We start from the raw sequence: 15,257 nt of genomic DNA, 5'->3' as shown, positions 1-15,257 counted from the left end.
GCCCCGATCCGGGGCAGGCGCTCTGCTGTGTGCCCGCGCTGTTCTGCCGGAGCACGGGATGGGCGTGCCGGGCGCGGGCGTGCGGGCGCACGGTGCCCGCGCTGCTCTGCCGGGACCCGGGGCGGACCTGCCGGCGCACGAAGAGGCCCGCCCACCTTGCGGCGAGCGGGCCAGGTGCTTCGAGGGTCGCGGTTCGGCGGGGCGTTCAGTCGCCGCCGAGAGGGCTGCCGAGGAGTTCGCGGATGCGCCCGGCGACCTTGTGGAAGCGCGGGTCCTCGAGCGTCGGCTCGTATTCGCGTTCGCGCGGCAGGTCGACGTCGAACTCCTGGATGATCGTGCCGGGGCGCGGCCCCATGAGCACCACCCTGCTCGCCAGGTAGACAGCCTCGGGCACGGAGTGCGTCACGAGGAGCACGGTCAGGTCGGTCTGCGCCCAGAGGCGTTGGAGCTCGACGTTGAGGTGCTCCCTCGTGAGCGCATCCAGGGCCCCGAATGGCTCGTCCATGAGGAGGACATCGGGGTCATGCAGGAGGGCCCGGCACAGCGAGACGCGCTGCTGCATGCCGCCAGACAGTTCGTGCGGGAGGGCCTTCGCGAAGTCGGTGAGGCTCGTGAGCTCGAGGAGCTCGTCGCACCGTTTCGACGCTGCCGCCTTGTCGAGGCCTCGCATCTCGGCCTGCAGCAGGATGTTGCCGCGCACGTCTCGCCACGGCAGCAGGGCCGGTCGCTGGAAGACGAACCCGACGTCCTGCCGCGGCGAGGTGACTCGGGAGCCGCGCAGCTCGATGGTTCCCTCGGTCGGCACGGTGAGGCCGGCGACCGCCCGCAGCAGGGTCGACTTCCCGCATCCCGACGGCCCCACGATGGAGACGAACTCCCCCTTGCGGACGTGCAGGTCGACGTCGCGCAGCGCCTGCACGCTGCGTCGCTTCGTCTCGAAGCGGATGCCGACGTCGTCGATGCCGAGCAGGTAGTCCTGGTGGCCGCCCGCCGAGGAGGGCGCCGTGCGCTCGTTGACCGTCATGCTCATTCTGCCGCTCCGCTCGGCTCGAAGCTCGCGTCGAAGTAGTCCTCGACGGGCTTCGCCTCCTCGATGAGCCCGGCCGTGGAGAGCACCTCGATGGTCGCCTCCCAGTCTCCGGTCGTGTTGACGCCGGGGGCGTTGCCGTCGCTCTCGGGGGATGTGAGGAGCGGGATGGTGTTGTTCCACTGCTCGATGAGCACTTCGGCCGCGGGCATCTGCGGGTCCTTGCCGTCCATGGCGGCGACGGCATCCTCAGGCGCCTCGGTGGCTGCCGCGTACGCCTCGGAGGTCGCGGCGACCATGTTCTCGACGAGGTCCGGGTTGCTCTCGATGAGGTCGGTGTTGGCAATGAGGCCGTTGCTGAAGAAGTTCAGTCCGACGTCGGAGTACTTCAGGTAGGTGACGTCCTTGCCGCTCTGCGCGGCGATCGTCGGGCCCTGGTCGTGGGCGAAGCCGATGAGCCCGTCGACCTGCTCGTTGATCATCGCGGCCATCTTGCCGGCGGCGTCGAGGTTCTGCTGCGTGACATCCCCCTCTTCCAGGCCGGCGGCTTCCAGGTAGAGCGGGAACGTCGTCGTCGGCGCGTCTCCCGCGGACGTCGCGATGGTCTTGCCCTTGAGGTCGGCGGGCGTCGAGATGCCGGAGTCGGTGAAGACCTGCACGGCGGACGGCGTGGTCTGCAGGAAGACCCCGACGCTGCGGATGCTCACGCCCTTGTCGATGTTGGCGAGCACGGCCGGGGTGTCTGCCCAGCCGAAGTCCACCTGCCCTTGGCCGACGGCCTGGGCGGTCTTCGTCGACCCCTGGCCCGCCTGGATCGTGAGGTTGATGCCGTGCTCTTCGAAGATGCCCTGTTCGACCCCGTAGTAGAAGGGGGCGTGCTCGCCGTACGGGTACCAGTTGAGCATGAGCGTCACGTCGGTGAGGCCGGCTTCGCCGTCGGCTCCGGCGGCTCCCGGTTCGGGGGATGCGTTCCCGGAGCACGCGGTGAGGAGGAGCGCGCTGGCGGCGACGGCGGTGACGAGCCCGTTGCGGATTGTCTTCTTTGACATGAGGGGCCTTTCCAGTTGTGGGTCGAGGCGGTGTGGGTCGAGGTGGTGGGAGATGGCTGCTGTCAGCTCTCGAGGTTGCGACGCGACGCGTGCCAGGGCACGAGGAAGCGCTCGGCGACGAGGATGACGGCGAAGAGGAGGATGCCGAGGAGGGACATGATGATGAGGGCGGCGAACAGCATGGCGGTGTCGACGTTGCCGTTGGCCTGCAGGATGACGTAGCCGAGGCCGGCGTTGGCGCCGACGAACTCGCCGACGACGGCTCCCGTGACGGCGAGCGTCGCGGCGACCTTCATACCGGAGAGCAGCTCCGGCAGCGCGGCGGGGAAGCGCACCTTCACGAACGTCTTCCATCGTGAAGCGCCCATGGTGCTCGTGAGCTCCAGGATCTCGGGGTCGATCGTGCGGAGACCGCTGATGCCGGCGATGACGATGGGGAAGAAGGCCATGAGCACGGCGACGAGGATCTTCGGTTCGGGACCGAACCCCATCCACACGATGAAGAGCGGCGCGATGGCGATCTTCGGGATGACCTGCGCGAACAGGATCAGCGGGTAGAAGGTGCGCTCGAGGGTGCGGGAGTAGACCATGATCACGGCGACCGCGACGCCGAGGACCACGGAGAGGGCGAAGCCGATGACGGTCTCGACGGTGGTCACCCACGTGTTGTCCCACAGGTACTGCGGGTTGTCGGTGAACGCCGCGAGGGTGTCGGCGGGCGAGGGCAGGATGTAGGAGGCGACGGTCCCGGTCTCCGTCACCGCCCACCAGGCCGCGAACGCGACGATGAGGAAGATGGCCGGGTAGGTGTAGCCGGAGAGTCCCTTGGCGATGGAGCGTCGCTTCACGGGTGGGGGCGTTGCGTCAGTCGGCGAGCCGATGACTGGGGTGTTGGTGGTTGCGCTCGTCATGCGGAGCTCCTTACAGCGTTGTAAGAGGGGACTCGGTCGAACGCGGCACCCGGTTGAGCTCTCACGGTGGGTAACCGCTTTCCCGATTGCTCCAACATAACGTGGAATGATCCGCGAGACAACCGTCAGTGATCCAGGGAGCGCTTTCCGATTCGCCGCACGCGCGAGCCCGAGCAGCGGGCAACTCCCCGCCCCCGCTCCCAGGCGCCACCCGAGCTCGGTTCGTAGCGTGGAGCACATGAGCGCTTACGACTACTTGATCATCGGCGGAGGAATGGTCGCGGATGCGGCCGCCCGCGGCATCCGCGAACGAGACGAGACGGGCACCATCGGCATCCTGAGCGCCGACATCGACGAACCCTACGCGCGGCCCGCGCTCTCGAAGAAGCTCTGGGTCGACCCCGACTTCACGTGGGAGCAGACGCCGCTCGGCACGAGCGACGCGACGGGCGCCGAGATCACGCTCGGCACGCTCGTGACGGGCATCGACCGCGAGGCGAAGACCGTCACGACCGACACCGGCGAGACCGTCAGCTACGGCAAGCTGCTGCTCGCGACGGGGTCGAAGCCCGTCGAGATCGACGTGCCCGAGAGCACGCGCATCCTCTTCTTCCGCTCGGCGAGCGACTACCGACGCCTGCGCGAGCTCAGCGAGGGGAACGCCCACGCGGTCGTCGTCGGCGGCGGATACATCGGCACGGAGATCGCGGCGGCCCTCGCGCAGAACCACGTGGAGGTCGACCTGGTCTTCCCCGACGAGGTGCTCGGCGCATCCACGTTCCCGCCGTCGCTCGCCGAACGATTCCAGGCGCTGTTCGTGGAGCACGGCGTGGGGCTCGTGCCCGGGCGCCGCGTCGAGCGCGTGCGCGCCGAGGTGCGGGCACCCTACGACGAGGCGACCGCGGAGGCAGCCGAGACCGTGGAGACCGTGGAGACCGCGACTGGCGCCCCCTCCCCCGCGACCACCCCGGATGGTGTGACCGTCGTGTTCGACAACGGAGCGGAGACGGAGGCCGACTTCGTCGTGTTCGGCCTCGGGGCGAAGCCCGTCGTCGACCTGGCTGAGGACTCCGGCCTCGTGGTCGACGACGGAGGCGTGGTCGTCGACGAGCAGCTCCGCACCATCGACCCGGCCATCTGGGCGGCCGGCGACATCGCCGTCTACCCGGACCCGGTGCTCGGCCAGACGCGCGTCGAGCACGTCGACAACGCCACCGAGATGGGGGCGGCCGCGGGCCGTTCGATGGCGGGCGCCGCAGAACCGTACTCGCACACCCCGTACTTCTACTCGATGGTGTTCGGCACGCGGTGGGAAGCGGTCGGCACCCTCGACCCCGAGCTCGACGTGCTGGACGCGCCGCTCCCCGAGTCCGGTGAGTCCGACCACAGCCGCGTCAGCTACTTCCGCGACGAGTCGGGGGCACCCGTCGGCGTGCTGCTCTGGGACGTCGGGGAGAGCGAAGCGCTCCGCGACGCGGCCCGAGCCGTGATCGACGACGGCGTGACGTCGACCGAGGAGCTGCGCACCCGCATCCGCTGACGCCGTCCCGCCAGCGCCAGCCCGCCAGCCCGCCAGCAGACGCCGAAGGCCCGCCACCTGGGCGGGCCTTCGTGGTCTGCGGCTGCGCCGCGACGGCGGTGCTACTCGGTGCCGACTGCCGCGTCGGCGCCGTCGCGCATCTTCTGGATGTGCTCGTCGTGCTGATTGCCGATCGCGGTGTCCGCGTGGTCTCCGGCCGCGTCGAACGCGTGATCGGTGAACTGCTCGCCCTGCTCGCTGTTCGCCGCCTGCGCTGCCTTGTCGCCGATGTTCTCGAATACCATTCGGTCTCCTTCACTTCGTCGGTTCGACGCGATTGCGCCATGCGACGAGTCCAGCATCCGCACGTGGATGCGCGGTGTGCGGCAGCTTGGCGCGACTCAGGATCGCGGTTGCCCGGCTGGTACCGTGCCCATCCGTTCCTCGCGAAGGGCCTCGAGTTCGAGGCCCCGCTCGGTGGTCGGGAAGCGCGCGGCGGTCGAGCGCACCTCCGCTGCGGCGAAGTTCGCACCGAAGAGCTCGCTGCCCGGCTGCAGGGAGAAGCTGTCGTGCAGGGTGCCGACGAGCACGGGGTCGAAGCCGGCGGCATCCACGAGCAGCGAGGCGTCGGCGATGTCCGCGGGGTCGTCGCCCGCGATGCCGATCCCCCTCCTGCCGACGGCGCCAGCGGGCTTCGGCCCCTCGTCGAGGTCGTGGTAGCCCATGTGGTTGAAGGCCTTGACGACTCGCGACTCGGAGAGCAGCTCCTGGACGAGCTCGCTTGTTGCCGTGAACGGGTCGTTGAGGTCGTCGCGCACGCCGTCGATCTCCCACCAGTAGTTCATGGCGTCGATGACGAGCTTCCCGCGCAGCTCGTCGCGGGGAATCGCCTCGTGCCCATCGAGCGGCAGGGCCTTCCCGAGCGGCAGCGCGAGGATGGCGACGTCGGCCTGCCGGGCCACCTCGGCGCTGGTGCCCGTGGTCGCGCCGGGCACGAGCACGTCGATGATGAGCTCGATCTTGCTCGGGGAGCCGGAACCCGCGATGAGCACCCGGTAGCCGCTCGCGATGAGGAGGCGAGCGAGTACCGTGCCGACCTTGCCGGCCCCCAGGATGCCGATCGTGGGCAGGCTCGCTGCCGTCCGGCCCGGGTTGGGCTGAGCGTCAGACATCGATGGACTCCTTCGCGAGCAGGGCGCGCACGCGGGGTGCGACCTCGGTGCCGAGCAGGGTGATGGTCTGCGAGCGTGCATCGATTGGCAGGCCGATGACGTCGTACTTGAGGTCGAAGCGGCTGATGCGCAGCGCGTCGACCATGCGCACGATCTTCTTCGCGACCGTGTCCGGGGAGCCGACGAAGAGGGCGCCCGTCTCGAGCTCCTGGAGGTAGCGGTCCTTCGTGGGCGGGGAGAAGCCGCGCTCCCTGCCCATCATCTCGACCATGGGCTTCCACGACTCCCACCAGGTCTCGGCCGCTTCCTCGTCGGTCTCGGCGACGAGGCCGAGCGCGTGCTGGCCGACGCGATTCGCTGGCATCCCGAACTTCTCGAGCGCGCGGTGGTACAGGTCGACGTGGCCGGCGAATCGCTCGGGCTGGCCGCCGATGATAGCGAGCATGAGCGGCAGACCGTAGCGCGCCGCCCGCACGACCGAGTCGGGGCTGCCGCCGACGCCGACCCACGTGGGGATGCCACCAGGGCGCATCGTCGGGTGCAGGGTCTGGTCGACGAGCGGCGCGCGGACCGTGCCAGACCAGGTCACCGAGGAGTTGCGCTGCAGCTGCATGAAGAGGTCGAGCTTCTCCTCGAAGAGCTGCTCGTAGTCGGCGATGTCGTAGCCGAAGAGCGGGAACGACTGGGTCTGGGATGCGCGCCCCACGACCATCTGCGCGCGCCCGTTCGAGAGCGCGTCGAGGGTCGAGAACTCGTTGTAGAGGCGCACGGGGTCGTTCGTGCTGAGGACGGTGACGGCAGAGCCGAGCCCGATGCGCTCCGTCGCCGTGGCGATGCCCGCGAGGATGACGGGGGTCGCGGAGTCGACGAAGCCCTCCCGGTAGTGCTCGCCGATGCTGAAGACGTCGAGACCGACCCGCTCGGCGAGGCGCGCCTCGTCGACGAGCAGGCGCACCGTCTCGGCGTCGGACATGGGACGGCCGTCGACGTTCGGCACGTCGCCGAACGAGTTGAGGCCGATCTCGAATCCGAACTGGGCTGCATCCACTGCGCTCATCTGCGTGCCCTTCTGCGTGCTCATGGGTCCTCCAGGTAGTTGACGCGTCAATCATGCATCCGAGTAGTTGATATGTCAACTACGTGGCATGATGGGGGCGAAACCAGCGATGGAGGACCCATGGGCACGCAGAAGCGAACGCAGATCAGCGCCGAGGAGCTGCGGGTCTGGCGCGGGTTCATCGAGACCACGAGCGTGCTGAACTCGCGCCTCGCGAGCCGCATGCAGAGCGAATCAGCGCTCTCGACGGGCGACTACAGCGTCCTGCTCGCACTGCGCGAGGCGCCCAGCCGTTCCCTGCGCTCGTCGGAGCTCGCGGCGACGATCGGCTGGGAGCGCAGTCGCCTCTCGCATCAGCTCGGCCGCATGGAGAAGCGCGGCCTCCTGCGCCGCGACCCCTGCGCCGACGACACCAGGGGTTCGATGGTGAGCCTCACCGAAGAGGGCGCCGCCGCGTTCCGGCACGGCTCGGTGCCCCACCTCAAGGCCATCCAGGAACTCTTCCTCGACGCACTGTCGCCCGAGCAGCTGACCCAGGTGGCGTCGATCACGGAGGCCCTGCGCGAGCACCTGGGGCTCGACGAGGCGGAGGGCGGCGCCGACCGTGCCTGAGGCACCACGCTCCGCGACGGTCGTCGTCATCGGCGCCGGCCAGGCGGGCCTCTCGGCCGGCTTCCACCTATCGCGGCGCGGCTTCGCGAGCGCCCTCGACGAGCCGGACGCCGAGCGCACCTTCGTGCTGCTGGATGCGAACCCCAAGCCCGGCGGCGCATGGCAGCACCGCTGGGAGTCCCTGACGATGGCGACCGTGAACGGCATCTTCGACCTGCCCACGTTCGCGCGCACCCCTGGCAGCGAGGACGAGCCGAGTCGCGACGCGGTGCCCCGGTACTTCGCCGAGTTCGAGCGCGCGAAGCCCCTGCCCATCCTGCGCCCGGTCAAGGTGCTCGAGGTGTCGCGCGTCGATGACGACCCGCAGGGAGCGCTCCTCGTCGCGACCGACTGCGCCGGAGGGTGGCGCGCCGACGCGATCATCAACGCGACCGGAACGTGGAACAACCCGCTGCTGCCGAGCATCCCGGGCCAGGATTCGTTCCGCGGCACGCAGCTGCACACGCGCGACTACGTGTCGGCGTCGGCCTTCGAAGGCCAGCGGGTCGCGGTCGTCGGCGGCGGCATCTCGGCGGTGCAGCAGCTCGAGGAGATCTCGCGCGGGGCGCAGACGTTCTGGTACACGCGACGCGAGCCGGTCTTCCTCGAGAACGGCTTCAACCCGGAGGTGGAGGGGCGCAGCACCATCGCGAAGGTGACGGCCGACGTCGAGGCGGGCAAGCCGTCGAGCAGCGTCGTCTCGTACACGGGCCTCGGCTGGTCGACCTACGCGGTAGCGGCCCGGGATCGGGGCGCGCTCGAGCGGCGGCCCATGTTCACCGCCATCGAGCCGGACGGCGTGCGCGAGGCCGACGGGTCCTTCACTCCGGTCGACGCGATCCTGTGGGCCACGGGGTTCCGCGCCGACCTCGCGCACCTCGACGGGCTCGGGCTGCGCAACCCCCGCGGCGGCATCACGATGCGCGGCACGCAGGTCGCCGACGAGCCGCGCATCCACCTCATCGGCTTCGGCCCGTCGCAGTCGACGGTCGGCGCGAACCGGGCGGGACGCGACGCGGTGCGGGCGATCGAGAAGCTGGGGCTCCAGCGGAGCGAGCGCCCCGCGGACCCACGGGAGCCCGCAGTCCGGCGGTGATGTGCGGCCGCCCAGCCTCGGTGCGTACGGTCGCGGCATGACCACCCCACAGAACGCGTCCCCCACATCCGACGACTCGACCGGCGGCGAGAACCTGCGCGACATCATCGAACAGGTCGAGAGCGAACACGGACGCGAGGGTGCAGCCGCGATGGCCGACAAGCTGCGCGACCGCACCGAGGAGACGAAGCAGGAAGACGAGGACCCGGCAGAGGAGCAGAACTAGGCGCACGCGTGGCACGCAGCGCAGCCGCTAGCGTCGAGACATGACTCGCCCCAGCGCCACCCCAACCATCCAGGTCGACGACGATCGCTTCCGCGTGACCGAGTGGCGGTTCGCGCCCGGAGCGGAGACCGGCTGGCACACCCACGAGCTGCCCTACGTGGTGGTGCCGCAGACCACCGGCACCCTGACGGTCGAGACGACGTCGGCGGACCCGTTCGCCATGGACTGCACGGCGGGTGTCAGCTACAGCCGAGAGCCCGGAGCCCACCACAACCTCGTCAACGACCGCGACGTACCGTTCACGTTCGTGGAAATCGAAGCCAAAGTCGGGCCATCCGCCTGAGTCCCGGTGCTAGGTTGCGGGCATGGCTCCCCGCTTCCTGACACCATCTGTCGTCGCGTGTGCGGCATTGACGCTGGTCGCACTGACCGGATGCTCGCCGTCGGCGGCCCCCGAATCCGCCGCCCCGACCGTCACGGTCACGCAGACCGTTCCGGCGTCGGCACCGCCGGCCAGTCCGGCGGAGACGGCAACCGCCACGCCGGAGGTGCCTGCGTGCTCCGGACTCACGCAGGAGGAAGCCGTCTCGGCGTCGATCGGCTCCATCGCCCCGTTCCCGGGCCTCGAGTCGAACGAGTGGGTCGCCGCCACGCCAGACGCGGCAACGTACGACGAGTGCGCGGAACTCTCCTACGTCGTGGTGACGCTGTCTGGCGGCACCGTTTCCACGCCGTGCCACATCATGCTCTTCAACCAGGGCCGCTACCTGGGCACCGCGACCGCGGACGCGTACGGCTTCCTGCCCAGCGTCGCCCGCCTGGACGACGCGAGCATCGAGGTGACCTACACGTACACGCTGCCCGGTGAGGCGAACGCCGAATCCAGCGGGCGGGTCCAGGCGACCTTCACGTGGGATGAGGACACGCAGTCTGTGGTCATGGACGGCGACGTGCCACCCACGGACTAGGCGTCAGGCTCGGCCGCAGGCTTGGCGCCGGGAGCTTTCAGCACGGCTTTCGCAGCCTGGACGCCCACGCGAGCCCCGTAGAGCACGAATCCGAGCAGCGCCCCGCATCCGCCGAGCACAACCACCGCGATCCCCCACTCCGGCATCGGGATGAGGACAACAAGGCCGGTCGCCAGCGCGAGGTATCCGGCGATCATCGTTGGGCGCTTCGCCCGCACGTGCGCCGCGACCCACGCCACATCGCTCGACATCGTGCTCGGCGTGCGGATGCCCGCGAGCGAGTTCCGCTGCAGCTGACCGGAGGCTGCCGCGCTCGCCATCCAGACCACGAGGAGTCCGGATCCGATCATCACGAGCGAAAGTACGCTTCTGAGCACCAGGGAGTCATCCATCCACCCCAGCCTAGCCGGACCGGACCGGTCCGCTCGCCCCGCCGCCGCTCGCCCCACCGCCGCCGCCGCCGCCTCCGACTCCGACTCCGACTCCGCCTCCGCCTCCGCCTCCGCCGATGGGGCACTTTGACCCCACCTGCGCGCTCCACACGGTGCGAAAGTGACCTACACGCGAGGCTGTGGGATATGCCCGCCCACGATGGGGCACTTTCACCCCACCTGCGCGCTCCACACGGTGCGAAAGTGACCCACACGCGAGGGGGTGGGATGTACCCGCCAACAATGGGGCACTTTCACCCCACCCGAGCGCTGAACACGGCGCGAAAGTGACCCACAGGCGAGACTGTGGGATGTACCCGCCAACAATGGGGCACTTTCACCCCACCCGAGCGCTCCACACGGTGCGAAAGTGACCTATCGGCGACGGTTGCCGACGCCCGCTGACGCCTGCCGACGCGAGCGGCCGCCAGTCAGACGAGCTCGGGGCGGCGGATGCTCTCCGCTCCGCCGTCGATGAAGATGACCTGGCCGGTGACGTAGCCGTTGTCCTCGCTCGTGAGCCAGGCGAGGAGGTTGGACACCTGGCGGGGGTCGGCGGCCGGGCCTCTGTAGGGTGCCGGGGCGCCAGCATCCAGTGCCGCTCGGCCCTCTTCGGTCTCGAGGGCCGCGGCGGTCATCGGCGTGAGGATGACGCCTGGAGCGACGGCGTTGAGCGCGATGCCGGCCTTCGCCCACTCGGCGCTCGGCGCGTTCTTGCGCACCCAGCGCGCGATGGAGAGCTTCGAGGTCGTGTAGAGCACCGACGAGCCGGTCGCGTTGGCGGTCGCACCGAGCGAGTCGGCGTAGGCGAGGGCGGCGGCCTCGTCGCCGGACTCGATGAGATCAAGCAGCTGCCCGTCGACCTCCTCGAGGGCGGCGAGGGACGCGACGACCGCGGCGCGTGGCGCGTCGGACTTCGCGAGCAGCGGCCGCAGCCCCTCCAGGGTCGAGACGGCCCCGAAGTGGTTCACGGCGACGGTGACGGGGGCCGGGATGACGAGGCCCGCGATGGCCAGCACACCGTCGACAACTCCACCGCTGAGCTCGCTCGCGCGGGTGACGAGCGCCTCCCGGCCCTCGGCGGTCGTGAGGTCGGCGTTGATGTCGGCGCCCTTGAGGTCGACGCCGATGACGGTGTGCCCGTCGGCGCGGAGCTTCTCGGCGGTGGCCTTGCCGATTCCGGAGGCGGAGCCGGTGACGACGTAGGTACGGGTCATGAGGTTGGGTCCTTGTCTTCGTTGATGAGCCAGGTCGGGAGGAGCGCGAGCAGCTGCTGCTGCACGCGCTCGGTGGGTTCGGGGGCGTCGCTGAGCAGCCAGGCGGTGAGCACGGCCAGCGTGCCGCCGGCGACGTAGTCGGCCGCGACCTTCGGGTCGAGGCCCTCCGGCACGGTGAGCTGCATGGTGCCGAGGGCCTGGTCGGCGAACGCGGCGCGCACCGTCCGGTGGGCCTCCGTCGTCGTTCGGCTGCCGAGCACCCCTGCGTAGAGGGTGCGCCGCTTCGCGAACTCGGCGACGAGCTGCGACGTGGTCGCCCTCGCCGTCTCGATGGGGGTCGCGGCTGCGCGGAGTCGCAAATCGAGCGCCTCGATCTCGGCGAACACCTCGGTGAGGATGCGCACGGCAAGCGCGTCGAGGTCGCGGAACTGCGTGTAGAACGTCGAGCGACTCACGCCGGCTTCGGCGACGATCGCCGGCACGGTGACCTCCTCGCCGAGAGCCGAGAGGCGCTCGACCGCGTCGATGATCGCGGCCTGGGTGCGGGCTGGACGAGGGTCGGGCGAGCGGGGTGTGGCGGTCGTTGGCACACCACGAGCCTAGCAAGTTTAGGACAGTTGTCCAGAAAATGGACTCGCACGGTTGCGCACGCAACACGGGATCGGCGAGATCGGGCCGCCCGGTGCCCTAACGTGGTCGATGTTCCCTGATCGGCGAGTTCTCCTGGAGGCCACCTTCGATGCCTGAGCAGCTGCCCCCGTGCCCGGAATGCGCGAGCGACCTCGCCTACGAGATGGGTGCGCTGCTGGTCTGCCCGATGTGCGGGCACGAGTGGGCGCCGGGCGACGCTGACGCTGACAGCGACCGCGACAGCGACGCGGCACCGGCGATCAAGGATGCGGTCGGGAACGTGCTCGCCGACGGCGACTCCGTCACGATCGCGAAAGACCTGAAGGTCAAGGGCGCGGGCGGCGGAACCGTCAAGGTCGGCACGAAGGTCAACGGCATCCGCCTCATCTCCGACGGAGTCGGCGACCACGACATCGACGCGAAGGTGCCCGGCTTCGGGCAGATGCAGCTGAAATCGAGCGTCGTCAAGAAGGTCGTCTGACCGGCCGCAGCCAAGTCAGTCGACCCAGGTGCCCGTGTCGAGGAAGCGGTGCATCCGCTCGAGGTGCGGCTCGAGGTCCCACCCCTGGGCCGCAACCCAGGCATCGTCGTAGTACGTGTTCGCGTAGCGCGCTCCCCCGTCGCAGATGAGTGTCACGACGCTGCCCTGCTCCCCCGCGGCGAGCATGCGGGCGATGATCTGGAACGCGCCGACGAGGTTCGTTCCCGTCGATCCGCCCGCCCAGTGCTGCGTCTTCTCGCGGAGCACGCGGATCGCCGCGACCGAGGCCGCATCCGGCACCTGGATCATGTCGTCGATGACCGTCTCGATGAACGACGGCTCCACGCGCGGGCGTCCGATGCCCTCGATCTTGGACCCCCGGCCGGTCGCGTGGGTGCGGTCGCCCGTCTTCCAGGCCTCGTAGAACGCCGACCCCTCGGGGTCGACGACCGCGAGGCGGGTGTCGTGCCCGCAGTACCTGGCGTAGCGACCGAAGGTGGCGGAGGTGCCGCCGGTTCCGGCGCTGACGACGATCCAGCTCGGGATGGGGAAGCGCTCGAGCGACATCTGCGAGTAGACGCTCTCGGCGATGTTGTTGTTCCCTCGCCAGTCGGTGGCGCGCTCGGCGTTCGTGAACTGGTCGAGGTAGTGCCCGTCGACGTCGGCGGCGAGGCGCTCCGCCTCCGAGTAGACCTGCAGTGGCTCGTCGACCAGGTGGCAGCGGCCGCCGTAGAACTCGATGAGCTCGATCTTCTCCGGACTCGTGGTTCGCGGCACGACGGTCACGAACGGCAGGCCGAGCATCCGGGCGAAGTACGACTCCGACACGGCTGTGGAGCCGCTCGACGCCTCGACGAGCGTCGTGCGCGGCCCCACCTGCCCGTTCACGATGGCGTACAGGATGAGGGAGCGGGCGAGGCGGTGCTTGAGCGAGCCTGTCGGGTGCACCGACTCGTCCTTCAGGTACAGGTCGATGCCCCACTCGCGTGGCAGCGGAAAGACGTGCAGGTGCGTGTCAGCACTGCGGTTGGCGTCGGCTTCGAGCATCCGGATCGCGTTCTGCATCCATCGGCGGTCGGCTTCAGCTTCGTGTGACATCTCTTCAGTATGCCGGGCCGCGGCACCGTCATCAGCCGCGGTGGATGAGGTCGAGGATCTCCGTGTAGTAGCCGTGGAACTCGGGGCTGCCGAGCACGTCGACCTCGCGGGGGCGAGGGAGGTCGATCGCGTACTCGGCCGCGACCTTGCCGGGGCGCGGGGTCATCGCGATGACGCGGTCGGAGAGGAAGACGGCCTCCTCGATGTCGTGGGTGATGAGCATGACCGTCATGCGGTGGCGCTCCCAGACCTCGGTGAGCAGCTCCTGCATGGTGCGTCGGGTGAGCGCGTCGAGGGCGCCGAACGGCTCGTCCATGAGGAGCACGTCCGGGCCGTAGGCGAGCGAGCGGGCGAGGGCGACGCGCTGCTGCATGCCGCCGGAGAGCTGCGCCGGGTACTTCGACTCGAAGCCGGTCAGGCCGACCTGGTCGAGCACGTCCCGAGCCCGGTCGATGCGCTGCTTCTTCGTCAGGCCCGGCTCGCCGTCGAGGGCGAAGACGACGTTGTCGATGGCGCTGAGCCACGGCAGCAGCGTCGCCTGCTGGAACACGACGCCGCGGTCGCGGCCCGGCCCGAGGATCTCGTGGCCGCTGAGCGATGCCGTGCCGGAGGTGGGTGCCTCGAGGCCCGCGATGACGGAGAGCAGGGTGCTCTTGCCGCATCCGGATGCGCCGACGACGGAGACGAACTCGCGGTCGCCGAGCACGAGGTCGACGTCGGCGAGCGCGGTCACCTCGCCGAAGCGCTTCGTGACGTCGGAGACGACGACCTTGGGGTCGCGGAGGGCGGTTTCGACGGTCATCAGACACGTCCCTTCAGGTAGCGGAAGAAGCGCCGACCGAGCCCGCGCATGACCTGGTCGAAGAGGAGGCCGAGGAGCCCGAGGACGATCACGTAGCCGATGATGAGGTCGGTCTCGAGGAAGCGCTGCGCCTGCGTGATGCGGTAGCCCATGCCCTCGGTCGCGGCGACGAGCTCGGCGACCACGAGCCAGGTCCAGGCCCAGCCGAGGCTGATGCGGAGCGCATCCCAGATGCGCGGGAGCGCGGAGGGGAAGACGATGCGGATGAGGATCTTGGTGCGGCTGAGGCCGAGCGTCGCGCCGAGGTTCTGGTACGACATGGGCACGCGCCGCACGGCGTCGGCGACCATGAGCACCTGCTGGAAGAAGGTGCCGAGGAAGATGATGAGCACCTTCTGCGAGTCGTCGGTGCCGACCCAGAGGATGGTCAGCGGAACGAACGCGACGACCGGCATGTAGCGGATGAAGTCCATGATCGGCTCGATCGCGGCCTCGACCCGCGGGATGGAACCGCAGAGCACGCCGATCGGCACGGCGATGACGCTGGCCAGGAGGTAGCCGACCATGACGCGGTAGGTGCTGACGGCGATGTCCGACCAGAGCTGGCCGTTGACGCCCTGGTCGATGAGCTTCTCGGTGACCGCGATCGGCGACGGCAGGAAGAGGGGGCGGACGAGGCCGCTGGTCGAGATCGCCGTCCATGCCGCGAGCAGCAGGATGAAGGTGATGACGGACGTGATGAGGTACTGGCGCCTGGTGAGCGGTGCTCTGACCGGCTTCCGGCGCGCCCCGGTCGCGGGCTGCGTGCTCGCGACCGGGGCCGTGCTCTGAACTGCCATGGGGCTCTGGTCTCCTGTGGTTGCTGTGCGCCGGTGGCTACTGGTGCCGGGGGGTGCTGGGTGCCTGTGCCGTCGCGGTGCCG

At 69.6% G+C, this 15,257-nt stretch carries 19 protein-coding genes; 7 read left to right on the top strand and 12 right to left on the bottom strand.

Features of this window, described 5'->3' with window-relative positions; all coding sequences use genetic code 11:
* Nucleotides 1–205: 205 nt before the first annotated feature.
* The 3 genes from C5B99_RS04275 to C5B99_RS04265 all read right to left on the bottom strand — a co-directional run bounded on the left by C5B99_RS04275 (nucleotide 206) and on the right by C5B99_RS04265 (nucleotide 2,987).
* Complete coding sequence (locus tag C5B99_RS04275; RefSeq protein WP_104240556.1) at nucleotides 206–1,030, bottom strand: ABC transporter ATP-binding protein; 825 nt, start codon at nucleotides 1,028–1,030, stop codon at nucleotides 206–208.
* On the bottom strand, nucleotides 1,027–2,076 hold the full coding sequence (locus C5B99_RS04270) for an ABC transporter substrate-binding protein (protein ID WP_104240555.1): 1,050 nt from the start codon (nucleotides 2,074–2,076) through the stop codon (nucleotides 1,027–1,029). The genes C5B99_RS04275 and C5B99_RS04270 overlap by 4 nt, the downstream gene beginning before the upstream one ends.
* 62 nt (nucleotides 2,077–2,138) lie before the next feature.
* Complete coding sequence (locus C5B99_RS04265) at nucleotides 2,139–2,987, bottom strand: ABC transporter permease (protein WP_104240554.1); 849 nt, start codon at nucleotides 2,985–2,987, stop codon at nucleotides 2,139–2,141.
* Between the two features lie 238 nt (nucleotides 2,988–3,225).
* On the opposite strand from C5B99_RS04265, the gene C5B99_RS04260 reads away from it, so the two are divergent.
* Entirely contained in the window at nucleotides 3,226–4,527 is a 1,302-nt protein-coding gene (locus C5B99_RS04260; protein WP_104240553.1) for an NAD(P)/FAD-dependent oxidoreductase, read from the top strand.
* Between the two features lie 101 nt (nucleotides 4,528–4,628).
* On the opposite strand, the gene C5B99_RS04255 is transcribed toward C5B99_RS04260, so the two are convergent.
* The 3 genes from C5B99_RS04255 to C5B99_RS04245 all read right to left on the bottom strand — a co-directional run bounded on the left by C5B99_RS04255 (nucleotide 4,629) and on the right by C5B99_RS04245 (nucleotide 6,759).
* On the bottom strand, nucleotides 4,629–4,811 hold the full coding sequence (locus tag C5B99_RS04255) for an antitoxin (RefSeq protein WP_104240552.1): 183 nt from the start codon (nucleotides 4,809–4,811) through the stop codon (nucleotides 4,629–4,631).
* A 96-nt stretch (nucleotides 4,812–4,907) separates the two neighbouring features.
* Nucleotides 4,908–5,678: an NADPH-dependent F420 reductase gene (locus C5B99_RS04250; protein WP_104240551.1), complete on the bottom strand. Its 771-nt coding sequence runs from the start codon at nucleotides 5,676–5,678 to the stop codon at nucleotides 4,908–4,910.
* Nucleotides 5,671–6,759: an LLM class flavin-dependent oxidoreductase gene (locus tag C5B99_RS04245; RefSeq protein ID WP_104240550.1), complete on the bottom strand. Its 1,089-nt coding sequence runs from the start codon at nucleotides 6,757–6,759 to the stop codon at nucleotides 5,671–5,673. The genes C5B99_RS04250 and C5B99_RS04245 overlap by 8 nt, the downstream gene beginning before the upstream one ends.
* A 96-nt stretch (nucleotides 6,760–6,855) precedes the next feature.
* Between C5B99_RS04245 and C5B99_RS04240 the strand changes: the two genes are divergently transcribed.
* From C5B99_RS04240 to C5B99_RS04220, 5 genes are read left to right on the top strand one after another with little or no spacing between them, the layout of a single operon-like run.
* Complete coding sequence (locus tag C5B99_RS04240; RefSeq protein ID WP_104240549.1) at nucleotides 6,856–7,347, top strand: MarR family winged helix-turn-helix transcriptional regulator; 492 nt, start codon at nucleotides 6,856–6,858, stop codon at nucleotides 7,345–7,347.
* Nucleotides 7,340–8,482 carry an NAD(P)-binding domain-containing protein gene (locus tag C5B99_RS04235; RefSeq protein WP_104240548.1) on the top strand — a complete coding sequence of 381 codons (1,143 nt, stop codon included), beginning with the start codon at nucleotides 7,340–7,342 and terminating at the stop codon, nucleotides 8,480–8,482. Before C5B99_RS04240 ends, C5B99_RS04235 begins: the two co-directional genes overlap by 8 nt.
* Nucleotides 8,483–8,519: 37 nt before the next feature.
* Nucleotides 8,520–8,708, top strand: a complete 189-nt coding sequence (locus tag C5B99_RS04230) for a hypothetical protein (RefSeq protein ID WP_146081936.1) — start codon at nucleotides 8,520–8,522, stop codon at nucleotides 8,706–8,708.
* Between the two features lie 40 nt (nucleotides 8,709–8,748).
* Nucleotides 8,749–9,051, top strand: coding sequence for a cupin (locus C5B99_RS04225; RefSeq protein WP_104240546.1), 303 nt, complete (start codon nucleotides 8,749–8,751; stop codon nucleotides 9,049–9,051).
* Nucleotides 9,052–9,073: 22 nt separating this feature from the next.
* The gene (locus C5B99_RS04220) at nucleotides 9,074–9,676 is read left to right on the top strand and encodes an LppP/LprE family lipoprotein (protein ID WP_104240545.1); all 603 of its coding nucleotides are present in this window, start codon (nucleotides 9,074–9,076) and stop codon (nucleotides 9,674–9,676) included.
* Here C5B99_RS04220 and C5B99_RS04215 read toward each other — a convergent pair.
* The 3 genes from C5B99_RS04215 to C5B99_RS04205 form a co-directional block, all read right to left on the bottom strand.
* Nucleotides 9,673–10,068 (bottom strand): SdpI family protein, encoded by a 396-nt coding sequence (locus C5B99_RS04215; protein ID WP_104240544.1) that lies wholly within the window; start codon nucleotides 10,066–10,068, stop codon nucleotides 9,673–9,675. The genes C5B99_RS04220 and C5B99_RS04215 overlap by 4 nt on opposite strands.
* Before the next feature lie 470 nt (nucleotides 10,069–10,538).
* Nucleotides 10,539–11,324 carry an SDR family oxidoreductase gene (locus C5B99_RS04210; protein ID WP_104240543.1) on the bottom strand — a complete coding sequence of 262 codons (786 nt, stop codon included), beginning with the start codon at nucleotides 11,322–11,324 and terminating at the stop codon, nucleotides 10,539–10,541.
* Entirely contained in the window at nucleotides 11,321–11,914 is a 594-nt protein-coding gene (locus C5B99_RS04205; RefSeq protein ID WP_104240542.1) for a TetR/AcrR family transcriptional regulator, read from the bottom strand. The genes C5B99_RS04210 and C5B99_RS04205 overlap by 4 nt, the downstream gene beginning before the upstream one ends.
* Before the next feature lie 149 nt (nucleotides 11,915–12,063).
* Here C5B99_RS04205 and C5B99_RS04200 point away from each other — a divergent pair, with 149 nt between their 5' ends.
* Nucleotides 12,064–12,435 carry a zinc ribbon domain-containing protein YjdM gene (locus C5B99_RS04200; RefSeq protein WP_104240541.1) on the top strand — a complete coding sequence of 124 codons (372 nt, stop codon included), beginning with the start codon at nucleotides 12,064–12,066 and terminating at the stop codon, nucleotides 12,433–12,435.
* A gap of 15 nt (nucleotides 12,436–12,450) precedes the next feature.
* Here the strand turns inward: C5B99_RS04200 and C5B99_RS04195 are convergent, their stop codons facing one another.
* Genes C5B99_RS04195 through C5B99_RS04185 form a run of 3 tightly spaced genes read right to left on the bottom strand, consistent with a single transcriptional unit; the run spans nucleotide 12,451 to nucleotide 15,174 of the window.
* The gene (locus C5B99_RS04195) at nucleotides 12,451–13,533 is read right to left on the bottom strand and encodes a PLP-dependent cysteine synthase family protein (RefSeq protein ID WP_104240540.1); all 1,083 of its coding nucleotides are present in this window, start codon (nucleotides 13,531–13,533) and stop codon (nucleotides 12,451–12,453) included.
* Nucleotides 13,534–13,564: 31 nt separating this feature from the next.
* Nucleotides 13,565–14,335 carry an ABC transporter ATP-binding protein gene (locus C5B99_RS04190; protein ID WP_104240539.1) on the bottom strand — a complete coding sequence of 257 codons (771 nt, stop codon included), beginning with the start codon at nucleotides 14,333–14,335 and terminating at the stop codon, nucleotides 13,565–13,567.
* Complete coding sequence (locus C5B99_RS04185) at nucleotides 14,335–15,174, bottom strand: ABC transporter permease (protein ID WP_104240538.1); 840 nt, start codon at nucleotides 15,172–15,174, stop codon at nucleotides 14,335–14,337. The genes C5B99_RS04190 and C5B99_RS04185 overlap by 1 nt, the downstream gene beginning before the upstream one ends.
* Between the last annotated feature and the right edge of the window lie 83 nt (nucleotides 15,175–15,257).

Source organism: Pseudoclavibacter sp. Z016, from assembly GCF_002931215.1.
GTDB lineage: Bacteria > Actinomycetota > Actinomycetes > Actinomycetales > Microbacteriaceae > Pseudoclavibacter.
Note: the sequence above shows the minus strand (reverse complement) of the source record. Positions and strands in the feature narration are given on the sequence as shown.